This window comes from bacterium (assembly GCA_016702305.1).
Taxonomy (GTDB): domain Bacteria; phylum Electryoneota; class RPQS01; order RPQS01; family RPQS01; genus JABWCQ01.
On record JADJEH010000001.1, the window covers coordinates 1008968 to 1027460 of the forward strand.

General features: G+C 57.9%; 15 protein-coding genes. 1 reads left to right on the forward strand and 14 read right to left on the reverse strand.

Going from position 1 to position 18493, the window contains the following annotated elements:
* Window positions 1-185: 185 nt before the first annotated feature.
* A complete protein-coding gene (locus IPH10_04390; protein MBK6910155.1) occupies window positions 186-1241 on the reverse strand; it encodes a hypothetical protein in 1056 nt (351 codons plus the stop codon).
* 162 nt (window positions 1242-1403) lie between these two features.
* Here IPH10_04390 and IPH10_04395 point away from each other — a divergent pair, with 162 nt between their 5' ends.
* Window positions 1404-1889, forward strand: a complete 486-nt coding sequence (locus tag IPH10_04395; protein ID MBK6910156.1) for a GNAT family N-acetyltransferase — start codon at window positions 1404-1406, stop codon at window positions 1887-1889.
* A gap of 69 nt (window positions 1890-1958) precedes the next feature.
* Here the strand turns inward: IPH10_04395 and glgP are convergent, their stop codons facing one another.
* The 13 genes from glgP to IPH10_04460 form a co-directional block, all read right to left on the reverse strand.
* On the reverse strand, window positions 1959-4526 hold the full coding sequence (glgP, locus tag IPH10_04400; GenBank protein MBK6910157.1) for an alpha-glucan family phosphorylase: 2568 nt from the start codon (window positions 4524-4526) through the stop codon (window positions 1959-1961).
* A 90-nt stretch (window positions 4527-4616) separates the two neighbouring features.
* A complete protein-coding gene (locus IPH10_04405) occupies window positions 4617-8543 on the reverse strand; it encodes a S8 family serine peptidase (protein ID MBK6910158.1) in 3927 nt (1308 codons plus the stop codon).
* A 43-nt stretch (window positions 8544-8586) separates the two neighbouring features.
* Complete coding sequence (locus tag IPH10_04410; GenBank protein ID MBK6910159.1) at window positions 8587-8910, reverse strand: Rieske (2Fe-2S) protein; 324 nt, start codon at window positions 8908-8910, stop codon at window positions 8587-8589.
* Window positions 8907-9881: a YpdA family putative bacillithiol disulfide reductase gene (gene ypdA / locus IPH10_04415; protein ID MBK6910160.1), complete on the reverse strand. Its 975-nt coding sequence runs from the start codon at window positions 9879-9881 to the stop codon at window positions 8907-8909. Before ypdA ends, IPH10_04410 begins: the two co-directional genes overlap by 4 nt.
* An 8-nt stretch (window positions 9882-9889) precedes the next feature.
* Window positions 9890-10300 (reverse strand): YjbQ family protein, encoded by a 411-nt coding sequence (locus IPH10_04420; GenBank protein MBK6910161.1) that lies wholly within the window; start codon window positions 10298-10300, stop codon window positions 9890-9892.
* Window positions 10297-11040: a succinate dehydrogenase/fumarate reductase iron-sulfur subunit gene (locus IPH10_04425; protein ID MBK6910162.1), complete on the reverse strand. Its 744-nt coding sequence runs from the start codon at window positions 11038-11040 to the stop codon at window positions 10297-10299. Before IPH10_04425 ends, IPH10_04420 begins: the two co-directional genes overlap by 4 nt.
* Before the next feature lie 3 nt (window positions 11041-11043).
* Window positions 11044-12849 (reverse strand): fumarate reductase/succinate dehydrogenase flavoprotein subunit, encoded by a 1806-nt coding sequence (locus IPH10_04430; protein MBK6910163.1) that lies wholly within the window; start codon window positions 12847-12849, stop codon window positions 11044-11046.
* Window positions 12849-13604 (reverse strand): succinate dehydrogenase, encoded by a 756-nt coding sequence (locus IPH10_04435; protein MBK6910164.1) that lies wholly within the window; start codon window positions 13602-13604, stop codon window positions 12849-12851. The genes IPH10_04430 and IPH10_04435 overlap by 1 nt, the downstream gene beginning before the upstream one ends.
* A gap of 36 nt (window positions 13605-13640) precedes the next feature.
* Window positions 13641-14177, reverse strand: a complete 537-nt coding sequence (locus IPH10_04440; protein MBK6910165.1) for a macro domain-containing protein — start codon at window positions 14175-14177, stop codon at window positions 13641-13643.
* Window positions 14178-14203: 26 nt separating this feature from the next.
* Complete coding sequence (locus IPH10_04445) at window positions 14204-14704, reverse strand: HIT domain-containing protein (protein MBK6910166.1); 501 nt, start codon at window positions 14702-14704, stop codon at window positions 14204-14206.
* Between the two features lie 5 nt (window positions 14705-14709).
* Complete coding sequence (locus IPH10_04450) at window positions 14710-16794, reverse strand: elongation factor G (protein ID MBK6910167.1); 2085 nt, start codon at window positions 16792-16794, stop codon at window positions 14710-14712.
* A gap of 141 nt (window positions 16795-16935) precedes the next feature.
* Window positions 16936-17910 (reverse strand): glycosyltransferase family 2 protein, encoded by a 975-nt coding sequence (locus tag IPH10_04455; protein MBK6910168.1) that lies wholly within the window; start codon window positions 17908-17910, stop codon window positions 16936-16938.
* Between the two features lie 69 nt (window positions 17911-17979).
* On the reverse strand, window positions 17980-18492 hold the full coding sequence (locus IPH10_04460; protein ID MBK6910169.1) for a periplasmic heavy metal sensor: 513 nt from the start codon (window positions 18490-18492) through the stop codon (window positions 17980-17982).
* Window position 18493 lies beyond the last annotated feature (1 nt).

Consider the following 18493-nt stretch of genomic DNA (forward strand, 5'->3'; position numbering starts at 1 on the left):
AACCCGAAATATACAGAACGCCCTTCAGCCTGTCAAGTACCTGCCACAGGACTTCCCCCAACCAGCACCCACCACAACTTCTCTTAACACATTGTTTCTAATTAGTTAGGGCATAAGTGCTAATAAAATCAAGAGGCCGCACCGATCCGGTGCGGCCTCTTGACATCAAACCGAACGGGGTCTCTTTACAGGCCCATGAAATGATCTGCACAGCCCTGGCCGCAGAAGTAGGTCTTCTGACCGTCCTGCACGACCGCCGGCGTCGCGTTGCTCACTTCAAAGCTCTGGCCCGACATCGAACACGTCGCGATCTTCTTGCCATTCTCGATCTTCACGTTGGACTCGACCGTCGCAAGCTCGACAGCTTCGTGAACATAGTTGTTGGCCATCGAAGCCATCTTCTCCGAACACTTCACCGCGCAAGCATCATCCGCAAAATAAAAACGAGCGTTGCCAACCTGGTTGTACGGAGTCTTGTCCGATACGACAAACTTCTTGCCATCCGCAACGGCGTACATCACGCCATTGTCAATCTTGTAGACGTTCGCGCCGAAGTAGCCCTTCTCGCCCGACGCCATTTTGGATGCTGAGCACGAGCCCGAAGCCATTGAAGCATTCGCACCCTTCGACGCGCAGCACGAACCGCTCGTCATCGCAGCGTTCGTCGTCGAGCAGGACGATCCCGAAGCCATTGAAGCGTTCGCACCCTTCGACGCGCAGCACGAACCGCTTGTCATCGCCGCGTTCGTCGCGCCAGCCGCCGAACACTTCGAAGCATCACACGTACCAGCCTTCATCGAGGCATTCGCACCGGCGGCGCACTTGGAAGCATCGCAGCTACCCGTCGTCATCGCCGCATTCGTCGCGCCAGCCGCGCACTTCGAGGCGTCACACGAACCAGCCTTCATCGAGGCATTCGCACCGGCGGCGCACTTGGAAGCATCGCAGCTACCCGTCGTCATCGCCGCGTTCGTCGCACCAGCCGCGCATTTCGAGGCGTCACACGATCCGGCAGCCTTCTGATCAGAAGCCTTGGAAGCATCACAGCTCGCGGTCGTGGAACCCGTCAGGGCAGTTGCGGTCCCGGTCGTCCCGCATGAGGACTGGGAATTTGCGGCAGTCTTAGCACCCTTGCTCGAACACTTGGACGAACAGGCGCCTTCACCTGCGTAACTCATGCCACCGGCGATCACCAGGGCCACTACGGCCATTGAGCCGAGCAACATTCCAAATTTCTTCACTTCTTGCTCCTTAGATTGGTTTCTGCGAAGGTCTCGCAATCTACAAACTTTTGCCCTAATTTTCATCCAGCGGATCCGCATCCGCAGGTCCATCGGGGAATTCTTAATAGTTGACAAATATAGTCTTATTTGTCTTCCGAGCACCAACTGTCGGAGAAACAAATGGAAGACCACGCCTCTTTACCGCAAAGACTGCTCCTTCGCCCCATGCAGTCCGGCGACCTCGATTACTTTCTCCAACTCGGATGCGAGACCTGCGGTTCCCTGCACGGTCGGCCAAGTCAAACAAAAACTGACCTCTTCGAGCGCTTCCGAGGATTCGTGAAAGAGTTCGCCTTCCGACCCGAAAGTGAAATCTGGATTGCGAGTACCGAAACTGTCCATTACGCAGGACACCTCTGGCTCTATGTCTCGACCAATAGGTTCAATGGAATCAAAGAATTATGGGTCTGGGACGTGTCTGTAGCCCCCGGCTGCCGCCGCCAGGGCATCGGCCGCAAGCTCATGGAGCATGCCCGCCAGCGTGCAGTCGAACAGAATTGCGCAGAATTATGGCTACTGGTCGCGGAAGACAATCCAAGCGCGCAGGCTCTTTATGCCTCCTCCGGACTAACAGCCCGAGGCCGGATGATGGCCGTTGCCCTGTAGGCCTACGGACTTCAACGTAAGAGGACGACTCGCCGGTCGTCCTCTTTTGCTCTCGTCTGTATCCTGATCTTACGCGTGCCCTGGCGCCCAGCGGACGATCCCCATGCGCAGCGGATTGCCCATGAACGGATGGCTGGGTACCACGCGCACCGTGAAACCGAAAGTGCCGTTTTCAGGTGCCGTCCACGACCCTGTGTACTGGTGCGCTGTGCCGTTCTCAGCATAGTCCAGCCGCGTGTAGCCCGACAGCTCAATATCACCCTTGCCGCGATCCGCGCCGTAACAAATCTGCACCTCTACATCCTCCGGCAGCAGGCCGCCCAAAGCGACCTCCACATTCACCCGGACCGGACTGCCCGGATGCAGATTAAACGTCGGTTCCGTCTTTACATTGAGCACCCGCACCTCGTGCCAACGGCTTTCCACATGGCGTTTCCAGCGCGCCAGCTCGCGTGCACCGGCCGCGTTGTCCATCTCCATCAACGCGCAGCGCTCCAGCGCGCGCACGTAGAAGTCCTCCCAGTACTCTTTCACCATCCGCCGCGCCGCAAACCGCGGTACCAGCCCGGCGATTGAGGCTTTGACCTTTTGCATCCACGCAGCCGGCACTCCGTCGTCGCCACGGCGATAGTAGAGCGGGACGATTTGGTGTTCGAGAACGTCAAACAGCATCCGCGCATCGCTTTCGTCCTGCTGGGTGTCGTTGCCGAACTGCAAACCCGCGCCGATCGCCCAGCCGTTTTCCGGCAGGTACGCCTCGTCCCACCATCCGTCGAGAATCGAGAAGTTCAATCCGCCGTTTATCAACACCTTCATACCGCTCGTGCCGCTCGCTTCCAGCGGACGACGTGGGTTGTTCATCCACACATCCACGCCTTGCACGAGATGCGCGGCTACGTTCATGTCATAGTTCTCAAGGAACAGCATCCGATGCTCGACGTTGTTCCGGCGCGCGAACTGAATCAGCTCCTGAATCAGGTCCTTGCCCATCACGTCCTGCGGATGCGCCTTCCCCGCGAAAATGAATTGCACCGGCCGGTCTTCAGAACGGAGCAGCGCCAACAACCGCTCCGGATTCGACAGCAAAAGCGTTGCCCGCTTGTACGTCGCAAAGCGGCGCGCAAAACCGATGGTTAGTGCTTCAGGATGGAGAATCTGCTCAAGCTCCTCGTGCAACGGCACAAAACCGCTGACGCGCTGCCTGTAGGCCGCCACGCGTGATCGCGCAAAGTCAATCAGCCGCAGCTTGCCAAGATTGTGCGTCTCCCATATTTCATTGTCGGGAATCTTATCCGTTTCCGCCCACAGCCGTTTGTCGTCCGGACCGTGGCGCCACTCGGCGCTGAAGTGGCGATTGAAGAGTTGCGACATCTCAGGCGAGATCCACGTCGCATGGTGGACGCCGTTGGTCACGAAGTCAATCGGCACTTCTTCGTGCGGCAGATTGGGCCAACTTTCCGTCCACATCCGGCGCGACACGTCCGCGTGCAAACGGCTCACGCCGTTCGTATAGTCCGACGTGCGCAGCGCGCAGATGGCCATGTTAAATGGCTGTCCCGGCGTGCCCGGTCGAACGCTGCCCAGTCCCAGAACTTCGTCACGCGAGATGCCGAATCGGTCATAGATCTGCCCGAAATATTTGTCCATCAATTCCGTCGAGAACTCATCAATGCCCGCCGGCACCGGCGTGTGCGTCGTGAACAGAGTCCCCGCGCTCACCAGTTGCAGCGCCTCATACCAGGTCAAGCCTTGGTCAGCCGCCGCGTGCAGAATCCGGGCGATCTGCACAAATGCCGAGTGCCCCTCGTTCATGTGACACACCGACATCTTGATGCCCAGTTTGCGCAGCAACTCAACGCCGCCAAACCCCAGCACAATCTCCTGCTGAATTCGCGTCTCCCGATCGCCGCCGTACAATGTGTGCGTAATCGAGCGATCGCCGGGATTGTTCTCCGGCAAATCGGTGTCCAGCACGTACAACGGAACCCGCCCAACCGTCACCAGCCATGCACCGACCGTTAACTGCCGATTATGAAAGGGAATCTGAATCGTCAAGCGATTGCCGTGCTCATCAAGCACCGGCTGCATCGGCAGTACATCAAAGTCGTTCTGCGGGTACATTTCGCTCTGGTGTCCGTTCACGTCAAGGCGTTGCTGGAAGTAGCCCTGCCGATACGCCAGTCCGATACCGACTACCGGCAAACCGACGTCGGATGCTCCTTTGAGATAGTCCCCGCTCAACACGCCCAGGCCGCCGCTGTACAATGGAAGGCTGGCCGACAGCCCGTACTCCATTGAGAAAAACACGATGCGGCCGTTTTGCTCGCCCGAATGTACCTGCCGATACCACGACTCGTCGTTCACATACGAGTCCAGCAGATGCATGCAGTGCTTGTAATGCTCAAGGTACTCTACGCTCTGGGAAGCCTTCGTCAGCTTCCATTGCGCGACGTCCAGCAGCAGCTTAAGCGGATTGTGGTGACTGGCTTCCCACAGATCGGGATCCAGGCGCCGAAACAGCTCCTGAATCTCGGGCCGCCATGACCAATAGTAGTTATAGGCTAATTCAGTCAGACGCGACAACGTGTCGGGAAGACTTGGGGTAAACCGGTAACTGGCAAGCGATGTCAGTTTCATATGCGAATGAAATCTCCAGAAAATCTTGTTAGAACACTACACTCAACACAGAGGGGCCGCGCGGCCCCTCTGTTCACGAGGATCGGTTGGTTAGCGTAACAGCATCATCTTGCGGATGATCTGCCGCTCCCCGGTACTCAATCGGTAGAAGAACACGCCGCTGCCCAAATTCGTGCCGTCAAAGTCCACACGATGGTAACCGGCTTCCAGCCGACTGTGCAACAATTGCGCCACCGTACGCCCTGTAATGTCAAACACATCCAAGGTTACGGTTGAAGCCGCTGGCAAGCCAAAACTGATGCGCGTCGTCGGGTTAAACGGATTCGGATAATTTTGCGCCAAACTCAACTCCGTTGGCACCAGTCCCAGCACTTCATGCGCCGGGGTGACTGTGAACTGCACCATATTGGAACTGTCCGATATTCCACCGTCGTAGTTCGCGATGACCCACATACGGTAAATCCCCTGATTCGGCGGAGTGTATACGAGGAAGGTATCCGAGATGCCCGTCACAGGAGTGCGACCGCCCACAAGGACCGTGTAGTTGCTTAGTGCATCCAAGGGCTGATCGCCCGGCTCACGCAGGCCGGCTGCCCACGTCGGTGGCACCCAATTTAAGCGAATCACTCCGGCTTCTGCGTCAAACTCTCCGGTTAAACTGGTCGGGGCATTCAGCCGGTACGTGGTCAAATTGACCGTCACCTCGCCGCCGACAGGAACAGTGAACTGCTCAGATTCAACTGTCTCATATCCGGCATATGAGAACTCCAGGCGGAATTGGCCGCCCGGTACGCCGCCAATGGAAAAAGAACCATCCGCTTCCGGGCTGAACGAAGTCGCGCCAAGGCGCAGCGTCGCCGTGCTCAAATCGGTCGCAGGCAGAGCTGTAATCTGTCCCGCCACCGTTCCCGTGCCGAGAATCGGCCCGGTCGTATAGCGCAGCGCCGTACCCGCCGCAACGGGGTACTGGTAGGGGTCCGCCCCACCGTCGAAATACACCATCAGACCCGTGCTACCGTTGGAATTCTCAATACCAAGCGTCGCATCCTGGTCGGTGTCTGGACCGTCGTAGTCAAACCGCTGGTAATGCACTTCAAACTCACTATCGCCCGACGACGTTTGCCGGGTATCCAGCGAGTAGAGGACAAACTGTGCCGTAACCTTCAAGTTCGTCGGCTGGAAGTGCGATACTTCGTAGTACTCAACGATGAATCGCCCGTTAAGCGAGTCGTAAAACGACGCGATTTGCCCGCCTTCCGTCGGATTGTAGGGATACAAGTCATCCCAAAATACATGAACGCAGTTGTTCGGCGCATCGCTATTTGGAATGAAACCGTTCGTCCACGATTGGGCGCCGCCCGCAACATTCCCAAAACCGATCCAGCCGTCCGCCGAAACCGTCAAACCTTCTGTAATCGTGCCATAGAATCGCGCGCTAAACGGAAGCGCTACCTGAATCAGCCAGTCGTTACCGGCACCCGGTCCGATTAAAGTGCCGGCGCCGCCACCCGCGGGCGCAATCGAAGTATAGGCGAATGTCGGCGCGTAACCCGTGTCGGCATTTTCGTAACAATAATAGCCGCCCGCATCCGGTCCGACTGGACGAATGCGTTGATCGTTCAATACAATCGTGAAATCGCCGCCAATCGTCGTTGTGATCGTCTCCGTTACCGACAGACCACCTGCCGAGACAGTAATATCATACGTTTCAGGCGGAAGGTATGCGCTGAATTCACCAGACGCGTCGGTCAATGCATCCACGACAGGAGTTGGCCAATTGGGAAAGGTCGAATGGACCGTGGCTCCGACCACCGGCTGATTGAATTGATCCACCACCGTACCGGTGATGTTCGGTGGAGCGGGATCGAAAAACGTCAGTTCGATATTCTGCACGACCGTCGGGCCGTCGGCCGTAATCCCGACCTCAGCGCCTTGGAATCCAAAGGCACGCCCAATCAACGTGTAATTGCGGCCGCTCGGAACGGTGAACGAAAAGGAGCCGCCAGGGAACGCGAAAGCGGTCAGACCGGCTTCAGGAACATAGACAATGCCGCGGGCAGGAAGCCCAGCTTCCGTGTCTTGCATCACACCCGTCACCGTCGTCCACTCTGTCGCCAAAGGCAGGCTCGATGCGAGCGCAAATGTCTGCGTCTCACCCACATTGATGTCACCCAGCACCCGCGCCCGCCATGTTCCCGCGATAGGGTTCGTCACTCGCGCTTTTTCGCATACGTTAACGCTGTCTTCACCCGGAACCGCTGCGGTGCCCGGAGAACTTGGATTCAACACCCACGGTTGATAGCCCAGATTGGCGGGCGAAATCAGAATTAGGTCCAAGTCGTTGACAAGCGTCGGAATCACATTGCCCAACGCGGGAACGTCCGTCCACGCCAAACTGACATCTATAAATGGAGTGTTTTCCGGGACATTGAATTCAAAATCCAATGGCTGGTCTGCACCCAAAGTGCTCTGGATGACGCCACCCGCGGCCAATTGGTCAATCGCGCGCTGAGCATTCACGATCCCGTAGCCTGTCTGGAAATCCGGCCCGACGTTGCCCAAGTCCGTCGCCGAATTAATCATAAGCGCTTTCATCGCTTCCGGCAGAGGATCGGGCGAACCCGGGTAGAGCTGGTGCCAGCGTTCGAGAATCAAACACCCAACGCCCGCCGTTGCCGGAGTCGCCATCGAAGTACCTGACATGACCTGATAGCCACCGCCTGGTGCGCACGAATTCACGTTGACACCCGTTGCGACGACTTCAGGCTTCAGGCGTCCGTCATCCGTCGGACCAAATGATGAAAACGACGCGACCGCGTCCGTGGACGTTGTCGCGCCAACCGTGATGATGTTCTTTGCCGAAGCGGGAATGGACATACAGCGATACGAACTGTTGCCGCAACCGGGGTCGCCGCGCTCGTTGCCTGCGGCCCAGAACTGAATCAACGGACGATCATCTGTTTCAGCCACCAATCCGTCAATCACGCGTGAGGATAGCTCGTAGTCTCCAAACCACGCACACGGATAGCCGTTCGGACTGACATTTGCGCCCATCGAGTTGGTGGTCAACTCAATATCAAAATTCTGCCGCGCAAATGTGTAGTCATCGCTAACGTCGTTCGGGCTGTTATAAAAGCAGAACGGTGTGCACGCATCGTATTCGCCGCTGACAATATTTGCAGCCGGGGCCATACCACGCAAATTGCCGCCGTTACCACCCACCGTGCCGCCGACATGAGTCGGGTGATCCGCAATCGCGCCGTCTTCCATGGCCGTGACGCGATCGCCAAAATCCGGGTGAGTAGAATCAATCAAACCGCCGTCATACACCAGAATGGTCACACCGTCGCCGGACAGGTTGTACGGCGCTGTCTGCACTTCGTTCACATGCAGGCGCGTGCGCACCGTCGAATTTAGACTTTCCAGCGGTGGCGACATTTCATTGATGAATAGCACCGCATCTATCGCCGCAAGCTCCATGATCTTGCCCGGGTCCACCGCGACAACCAGCGTGTGCGTCACGTCAATATGGTCGCCCACTGCATAGCCCGCTTTGCTTAAGTCAGCCGCCGCCTGTTCCAGCGTCACGTCCTCGAACACGTCCACGTTAAACATCCGCTGGCCGTCGCCGTACTCGCTCCACGTTCCGAAATCACCCGTCACGACGCGCGGATGCAGCTTATACTCAGGTGCAAACGGCAACGCCGCGCGCACACCCAAAGCCGTCAACTCCTGTGCGGTTAGTGGACGATCGAGCTGCGCCGCAAACGCGCGCTCGGGCAGGTACCCGACGAGTTTCACCCCTGCGGATGCCAACCGGTCGCGTTGCGCCAACGTGAGCGCGGTTTCAAATTGCAGGACGACGTGCGTCCCCGGCAATACTGACTCAACACGGTAATCACCCGCGGCCGGAACCACGGTGCCGCTGTGGAAAAATATCTCGTAAGCCGCCTGCAGCGGCCATGCATTACACAGCAGAACCAATGCCGCAAGCTGTAAAACTATGCGCTGCTTCATGCCAGTCTCCTTGTTGCGCTATCGCGCATTCGATCCAATAAGTCTATTCATCCGGCCACGCGACCGAAATGTATACAATGTCGTTTTCTATTTTGACCGCCCGGCTCACCGTGTCCATGCCGGGTTCCGTCAAGCACTTTCCTGAGCGCACGTCGTATTCCCATTGATGCATGAAACACGACACCACATTCCCCAGCATCTTCCCCGCCCCTAAATTCGCCCGCATGTGCCGACACGCCGAATCCAGACCGTACAGCTCGCCCTTAACGGCAAACACGGCATACGGTCGTCCCAAAATTGTGATACTGCGCGCCGTGCCGTCTTTCAGTTCGTCCCGCCGGCAGACTTTGAACCAACGGTCGCTCATGTTTCACGCAAGAAGTGCTTCAAGATCCGCGCGCCGTGTTCGCGGCTATTCTCAATGAATACGCGTGACGCCTGCCGACCCGCCAGCAGTACGCCCGCGAAATACACGCCCGGCAGATTCGATTCAAGCGTCAGCGGATCATGCACAGGCAGGTCCGCTTCACCCTCAAACTCGAATCCCATCCGTCTGAGCCACTCGTAGTCCGGTTGGTAACCCGTCAACAACAGCACGGCATCGGCCGACAGGTCCTGGTCACGCTCCCCGATCCGCACTTTCACGATACCGGCTTCAATCGCAGCAATTTGCGCATGATACAGCGCGCGAATCTCGCCGTCGCGGATGCGGTTTTCCAAATCCGGTTTGATCCAATACTTCACGGACGGCGACACTCCGGCCCCGCGGTGAATCAACGTCACATGTGCGCCGGCGCGATACAATTCGAGCGCCGCTTCCGCCGCCGAATTCTTGCCGCCCACGATGATAACCTGTTTGCCGATAAACGGATGCGCCGACTCAAAATAGTGCGACACGTGCGGCAGATGTTCTCCCGGCACGTACAGCAGGTTCGGCTGATCATAGGAGCCTGTCGCCAACACCACGGCCCGGCAACGCCACTCGCCGCGACTTGATGACACAATCCATTGATCGCTTTCACGACGCAGTCCCGTCACCGCACAATCGGTCTCGAACGGCAGTCGAAACGACGTCACGATTCGCGTGAAGTAGTCTAACACCTCGCGTTTGGTCGGCTTGGCTCCCGCGCACACCAGCGGAATACCCGCAAACTCCAACAGCTCCGCCGTCGAGAAATAGGTCATCCGCTCCGGAAAACGATACAGCGTATGACATAGCGCGCCGCGTTCCACCAATAGCGCCGCAACGCCGCGCCGTTTTGCTTCGAGCGCCACGCCGATACCTGCCGGTCCACTGCCCACAATCAGCAGCGGCCACTCGCGCCGCGTGTCAAGCATCGCCGCGGCTACTCGCCCATGACTTTGACGACCACGCGCTTCCGGCGCTGACCATCAAACTCGGCGTAATAGACCTGTTGCCACGGGCCCAAATCGAGTTTCCCTGCCGTGATCGGCAGAATCACCTGATGGTGCAGTATGAGATTCTTGAGATGCGCGCTGCCGTTATCCTCGCCCGTGCGATGATGCCGATAGTCTCGGTCCGGCGCCAAATCCCGCAGCCAATCCTGAATATCCGCGATCAGACCGTCTTCAGCATCGTTGACATACACCGCGGCGGTAATGTGCATGGCCGAGACCAGCACCATGCCCTCGCGGATTCCCGAGACACGGACGGCCTGCTCAACTCGATCCGTAATCAAAACGAACTCCTCGCGCTTCCCAGTCTGGAAGGTGAGGTATTCGGTATGAAACTTCATTTTCCGCCCAATACCCGGAACAGCATCTGCAACGGATCGTAGAATCGGTCCGCTACGCGCTCTTTCAACGGGATGATTGCATTATCCGTAATATGAATGTGTTCAGGACAGACTTCGGAACAGCACTTCGTGATGTTACAGAAGCCGACGCCCGCACCGTCCTTAACGTGTTTCAAGCGGTCGGCCACGTCCAGCGGATGCATTTCGAGCGACGCAAGCCGAGCCATGAATCGTGGTCCCGCGAACTCCTCGTGCTTGCCGTGATTGCGCAGCACATGGCAGACGTCCTGACAGAGGAAACACTCAATACACTTGCGAAACTCCTGCACGCGGTCCACTTCGTATTGATACATCCGCTGCTTGCCGTCGGCGTCCTTGGGACGCGGCGTGAACGGCTGAATCTTCTTGTTGACCGTGTAGTTCCATGACACGTCCGTCACCAGATCGCGCACATGCGGGAAAGTCTGCAAAGGCTCAACCGTAATCGGCTTCTCCTGATTCAGCGTGTCCATCCGCGTCATGCACATCAGCGCCGGTTTGCCGTTCACCTCCGCACTGCACGAGCCGCACTTGCCGGCCTTGCAATTCCAACGGCAGGCCAAGTCCGGTGCTTCCGTCGCTTGAATCCGGTGAATAACATCGAGCACCACCATTCCGTCGTCAATCGGGACTTGATAGTCGTGCAGTGCGCCCGTCCCCTGCTCGCCGCGATAGACCTTCATTAATACGCTTCGTGACATGGCTCAGGCTTCCTCCACAAACTGCTTCAATTCCTCGGACACGACCGGCAGCGGTTGCGCCCGCAGCGCCATCGTGCCGCCCTCGTTGCTCAGGATGTGGTTAACTTTGGAGAACTGCTTGTCGTAATCGGGATAATCAATGCGCGAATGACCGCCGCGACTCTCGCGCCGTTCCAACGCGGCCAGCGCAATCGCCCGCGAAACGACCACCATGCTGCGCAGGTCCATCGCCAGATTCCAGCCCGGATTGTATGCGCGCGCACCACTCACCTGCACGTTCTTGACGCGCTTGTCAAACTCGTCCAGGGCTTCCAGAGCCGCTCTGAGTTCTGCTTCTATGCGAACGATGCCCACGTTATTCTGCATCATCTCTTGCAAGTCACGATGTACGGTATAGGGATTCTCGCCGCCGTGACGTGTGAAGCAGGCCAAATTCTCCTCAATGGCAGCTTCAACTTCCTGCTCCAACGGCTGCGTGACCGATTCCTTTTTGGCATACTCCGCCGCTCCCCAACCTGCACGACGGCCGAACACCAACAGGTCTGATAGCGAGTTGCCACCGAGGCGGTTCGCGCCGTGCAAGCCCGCCGCAACCTCTCCCGCGGCAAACAGACCCGGCAGCGTGCTCATCGCAGTCTCCGCCGCCACACGAATACCACCCATCATATAGTGGCACGTCGGACCGACCTCCATCGCCTCCTTCGTGATGTCTACATTGGCAAGCTGCTTGAACTGATGGTACATTGAAGGCAGCTTGCGCTTGATATCCTCGGCATTGCGCCGCGAAGCGATATCGAGCAGCGCACCGCCATGGGCGCTCCCGCGTCCCGCCTGCACTTCCGCCCGGATCGAACGCGCCACAACATCGCGCGTCAACAGCTCCGGCGGACGTCGCACTGTGGCACGTTTGCCCGCCGCGACCTCAGCCACCCACTGATTCGCTTCCGATTCGGTCGCCGCAACGTCGTTCTTAAATGCATCAGGAATGTAATCAAACATGAAGCGGCGGCCGTCTTTGTTTAACAACACGCCACCCTCACCGCGCACACCTTCCGTAACAAGCGTTCCGCGCACTGACAGCGGCCACACCATGCCTGTCGGATGGAACTGTATGAACTCCATGTCCATCAACTCCGCACCCGCGCGCCACGCCAATGCCTGACCGTCACCCGAATACTCCCACGAGTTCGATGTGATCGTGAACGCCTTGCCGCCGCCGCCGGTCGCCAACACAATCGCCTTCGCGCGGAACAGGTGAAACTCGCCCGTGACACGGGAGTAACCTAACGCCCCGCACGCCTTGCCGCCGTTCTTGAACAGATGCGTGATCGTCATTTCCATGAGGATCTCCGCATCCATGTGTACAACTTTGTCCTGCAGCGTGCGGATCATCTCTAAACCCGTGCGATCCCCCACGTGCGCCAATCGCGGATAAGTATGCCCGCCGAAATTGCGCTGATTTATCAGACCTGTCGGCGTGCGGTCAAACACAGCGCCCCAGTCCTCCAATTCCTGAATCCTGTCCGGCGCTTCCTTGGCGTGCAATTCGGCCATCCGGAAGAAGTTGAGCTGCTTGCCGCCCTTCATGGTGTCGCGGAAGTGCGTCTGCCACGAGTCGCGATCGTCCGCATTCCGCATCGCCGCTGCCGCGCCGCCTTCGGCCATCACCGTGTGCGCCTTGCCCAACAGCGACTTCATGACCACCGCAGTCTTCGCACCCATCGCCGCCGATTCAATGGCCGCGCGCAATCCCGCGCCGCCTGCCCCGACGACCAAAACATCGAAATCGTGCTTCGTGTAGTTCGCCATTAGAAGAACCTCACATCATGCCACACGCCCATCGCGCACATGCGGACGTACACATCCGCAAAACCTACGGTGAACAAGCTGCACCAAAAATATACGTTGTGGCGGTCGTTCAGAATTGAAATTCCCGTCCACAGTTTGTGCCGTGTGACCCCCGCCGCCGCGCATGAGTAACAGTCAATCTTCCCGCCGACCATGTGCCGCAGAGAGTGACAGCTAAATACATACAAGCTCAGGAACACCGTGTCGGCCGACACCACCAGCGTGCCCAAACCCATCCCAATCCCGTCGTCAAAGCGGAACGCGTCGAGCAAGTGAATCCAGTGGAAAATCACAAAGATCGTCACCAGATACAGGAAATAGCGGTGGATGTTGTTCAGCACCCACGGCAGCGCGCGTTCGCCCTTATAGTCGCGTTGGCCCTTCCCCACCGCGCACGCCGGCGGCGACATCGTTAAAGAACGATAATATGCCTTGCGGCCATAATAACATGTGAGCCGGAAGCCCGCCGGAATCCACAGAATCAACAGCGCCGGCGACCAACCAAGGCCGGGCACGAATCGCGTCAAATCCGGTGAAAAGAACGGCGAAATGTACGGGCCGAAACGACTGTACTCGACGGGCTGGAATGCCGCCCACGAGGCGTACGCGATAAACGCGATGAACGCCGTCGCCATAACCAGCGGTACCACCCACCAAGTGTCTTGGCGGCGGGTCGCAAGAAAAGGCTCGCGCGTTCCGGGAACGGGATAGGCCATAAGAGGAATTAATATAAGTGCGTGAACGAGGCGGGATCAGATCAGCGGTTCACCATATTGAACTCGCGACATTTCAGACAGGAATACCTTGTGGACGTAATCGGTAGGAACCACCAGCACGATGCGACCCGGATAACGGGCCTTGCGCAGATGTTCCATTGAGATTTCCACGGTGACTCGCGCCACGGCTTGCGTAGTCAACTCACCGGGATCAATGAACATCGCCGGTATGGCGACGGAACGAAACGTGTTGTGATAGGCGGCCATCAACGCACGATCAAGCGCCTCTTCGAAATGCTCGAGCGTGGGGCGGCGCGATAGCGTCGTCACCGAAATATGAATCAACCGCTCGCAACTTAGACCACCAGCACTGGTCAAGTAGACCTGACCCAACGGCAGATTCTCGACATGGTCAAATTCGCGTTCGAGCTCCGGGCCGCTGCGCCGCCAGAGATCCAACGCCATCTGCGAGGCCGGGCGCAACTCACTGTGGATTGGCGTCACAAAAGCCTGTGTCGCCAATTCCCAAATGTCGCCCACAAACGTGTCTATTTCACCAAGTCCCCAGTTCAAGTCCGTTGTTTCAGCCTGTGGTTGTTTTATCCAAGCAACCGGTTCACCACGGTCTTCAGCCGTGCAAAACTCTCCGGCAGGCTCTCCGAGAGCACCTTGGTCTCGCCTACCGCCGACATGAAGTTGGAGTCGCCGTTCCATCTTGGCACGATATGATAGTGCAGATGGTCCACGATCCCGGCGCCCGCCGCCCGGCCGATGTTCATGCCAATGTTATAACCGTGCGGCGTGAAACACTCCGACAGCGCTACCCGCGCCAAATCCAGCATCCGGCCCATCTCCGCGTGTTCCGCTGCGGTAAGCGAGCTGAATTCGCCCGTATGCCGTAACGGGATCACCATCAGATGACCACTATTATACGGAAACAGATTCATGACCACGAAGCACAACTCCGCACGATGCAATATCAAATTGCGCGCGTCGTCCTGCTCGGCAAGCATGCGGCAAAATACGCAGCCGTCCGGCTGCTCCTGCTTAACCGTTTCCAAAATGTAGCTCATCCGCCAGGGGGCCCATAGCCGTTCCAATACGACTAATCCTCATCCTTCTCTTCGACGTAGTCCGCGACAATCTTCTCCTGGATTTCCGGCGGCACAACTTCATAGTGTGAGAAACCCTGCGAATGCATACCGCGACCTTGCGTCATAGAGCGCAGCATCGTGGAGTAGCGGTAAAGTTCCTTTTGCGGCACCTTGGCCTTGATGACCTGATAGCGCCCTTCGCCTTCCATGCCTTGAATCTTGCCGCGACGGCCGGACAAATCGCCCATCACGTCGCCCATGAATTCTTCGGGCACCCGGACCATCACGTCGTAGATCGGCTCAAGCATTAAGGGCTTGCATTTCTTGAACGCTTCCTTGAATCCGTTGCGGCCCGCGATCTTAAAGGCAAGTTCGGACGAGTCCACGTCGTGATACTTGCCGTCGAATACGGTCACCCTAACGTCCACAACGGGGTAACCCGCGATAACTCCGCGAATCATCGTCTCCTGAATGCCCTTGTCAATGGCCGGAATGAACTTGCCCGGGATGGCACCGCCCACGATGGCGTCCACGAATTCATAGCCTTCACCGCGCGGACGGGCCTCCATACGCAAGTTACACACTCCGTATTGCCCGCGGCCGCCGGATTGCTTCTTGTGCTTGCCTTCCGCTTCCGCCGATCCGCGAATACTCTCGCGGTACGGTACTTTCGGTTCGACCAATTCGGCGTCAACATGGAAACGGTCCCTCAGCCGCGACAGCAGCAGCGCTAACTGCATGTCGCCAAACCCGCGCAGGATCAACTGGCCCAGCTCGGGCATCTGTTCCACCTGGAAGCTCGGATCCTCAACATGCAACTGGTGCAATCCCGTCGCGACCTTGTCTTCCTCACCCTTGGTCTTAGGAACGACCGCCATCTCAAGCACCGGCGAAGGAAACTCGATGCGCGGGAGTTTGTAACCCTGCGCTTTGTCCGAGAGCGTGTCGCCCGTATGCGTCGCCTTCAGTTTCACCATTGCGCCCAAATCACCAGCCACCAGCAACTGCGCCGGTTCACGCGTCTTGCCGTCAACATGGAAGATTTGACCGATCTTCTCCGTCTGGCCACTGTGAGTGTTCAAGACTTCCATGCCCGGTTCAAGTTTGCCCGCGAACACGCGCACATAGCAAAGTTCACCAACATGCGGCTCCGTTATCGTCTTGTAGACGAACGCGCAAGTCGGCTGCTTCTCGTCCTCGTGGATCTCCACGTTCTTGCCAGATGCCGTCTCCGCTTCAATTGAGGTCCGGTCGTGCGGGCTCGGGCCTTCCTTGATCAGGAACTCCAGCAGCCGACTGATTCCGATATTCTTGACGCTGGAGCCCGCCAACACAGGGATCAACTTGCCCGACGCGAAGCCCTTGCGCAGACCTTGGACCAACTGATCTTCAGTCAGCTCGCCCTTCTCGAAGAATATCTCGATCAGGTCGTCGTCCGCTTCAGCCGCCACTTCCATGAGTTTGGCGCGAATCTCCATCGCGCGTTCCAGCAACTCGCCTTGCAGCGGCACTTCTTCCCAAGTGCCCGTGCCATCTTTCGCGTATTTGAACGCCTTCAGCGTGAAGCCGCTGGCGATCGTGTCAAAGTCAGGTCCCGGATTGACCGGGAAGTGAATCGGTTGGACCTTCTTGCCGAACTCCTCAGTCAACTGTTCGACAATCTCGTCCCACTTCGTGTGCTCCTTATCGAGCTTGGTGATCACAAACGCTCGCGGCAAGCCATACTTCTCGCCCGCCTCATACGCCATGGTGTGGCCAATATCGTGGCCGGTCGTGCCGTCAACCGGCAATACCGCGATGTCCACGGCACGCAACGCCGAAACCATGTCGCCGATGAAATCCGAGAATCCCGGTGCATCCACCACGTTAAAAAAATGTCCATGATACTCACCCTGCATCAGGCTGACTTGCATGGACATTTGTCGCTCAATCTCATCCTTTGTGTAATCGGACACCGTCGTTCCCGCCTCTACGCTCCCCAGCCGGTGAATGACGCCCATATTCAGGAGCATGGCTTCGGCAAGCATCGTCTTGCCGCAGTGGCCATGCCCGAACAAACCAATGTTGCGGATATTATCCGTACTTACCTGTGTCACCGAGGCCTCCAGTCAAACCATCTGCGCTTTAGTGAAGAGAAAAATCAGGCTCCCTATGAGGAGCCTGCTAAGAAAATACGGTATCCGTCCAAAATTGTCAAGTCAACCAAAGTTTTTCCTGTACTTGCGTCCGAAATAATCCTACAATTCTGCCCCCGAACGAGGCGCGGCCAAGCTAACTGCGGCCATTTCAAGCTCCTCGGCCCGCCGCGCCCAGTCTGCTTGGCCGGCCGCTGCCCAGCGCCCCCGCCAGCGCGCCAAAGACGCGCGCAGGCGCAACAGCCGACACGCCAACCGCACAAACCGATCCCGCGTCCCCGCCACCGTGTGTTTTTCAAACAGAACGGCCGTTCCCCGCAGCCGCCAACTCAGCACCGGCTCGGGCGGTAGGCGGTTGGTCCGGAACCCGGTGGCCAACGCATCATAATGTAGTACCACTGCGGTCGGTTGAAAGACGATCCGCCACCCCTGTTGCGCCAGCCGGAGGCACAGGTCCACCTCCTCATGATAGACGAAAAACCGTTCGTCCAACCCGCCAGCCTCACGAAAGGCCCCCGTGCGCACCAGCATTGCGCCGCCGCTGACGGCGGGCACCTCGACCTGACCGCGCCGCTCGACATGCCGCCCACGCTGTAAACGGCGCTTCAGAAACGCAGGAACCAGAATCGCCTTGAGCTCTGGGAGCAGATTGAAGAACTCCTTGGGCAATGTTGGTGGTGCCAACACGGATCCCTGGTCATCACCCCGAAAGCTCGCCAACTGTGCGCCGACCACCGCAATTCTTGGATCCTGAGCCATGACCGCAAGTAGCTTGGCCAGAGCCCCACGGCTGATCCAAGTGTCCGGGTTAAGCATCAGAAAAAACTCAGATTGAGTCGAAGATGCCCCTTGGTTCACAGCGGCGGCAAAGCCCCGATTCTCATGATTCGAAATGAGTCGCACGCACGGGAACTCGGCTTGAATCATCCCGACCGTGTCGTCTACCGAAGCGTTGTCCACGACGACCACATCGAGTTCGGCCTCGTCGCGGACGCGCGCCAAAGCGCGGAGACAATCGCGGACGGCTTCGCGCGTGTTGTAGCTAACTACAATGATGGTGACGGTCGGCCGGGGCATATGCCAATATACGGGGAATACGGATTTTGCACAACAACAAGGGCTGCGGTTTGCGCAGCCCTTGCAGAATTATCTCGCCTGTCGCGGCCGACGGCCTTCGGGCCGCTTCGGCGGTGGCCCCCCTGCCCCTCCCCGTTCATCCATGAACTGGCGAATCCGACGAGGTATGTCGTCCAGCAATATTGCGCAACGAGATACCTGCTGCGGAGTCAAGAATTCGGCCAGATCAGTCAGTAGTAACTCCCGCTTCTCAAGAATGCCGGTTTGCAAGTCCTTCGTTCGGGTGATCAGGGCCTTCAGCTCGTCCTTCGTCCCGGAACTGTTTTGCGCGGAAAGTTCATCGAGGCGCGACCGGGCGTTCGTCAGCTCCCGCTGCATCTCCTCGGTTTCCAACCGGAATTGCCGCAATCTGGGATAGAATTTCTCCGCATCGTCCGGTGTTAGCTCGAGTTCATTGGCAAATTTCCCAATGATCACCGCCTCGACCCGGTCCCGGCGCTCGTCCGGCGACATTGGCCGATCCGCCCAAGCAGACTGGCCAAGGAGAACAATCGCCACAAATATCAGCACAATTTTGCGCATG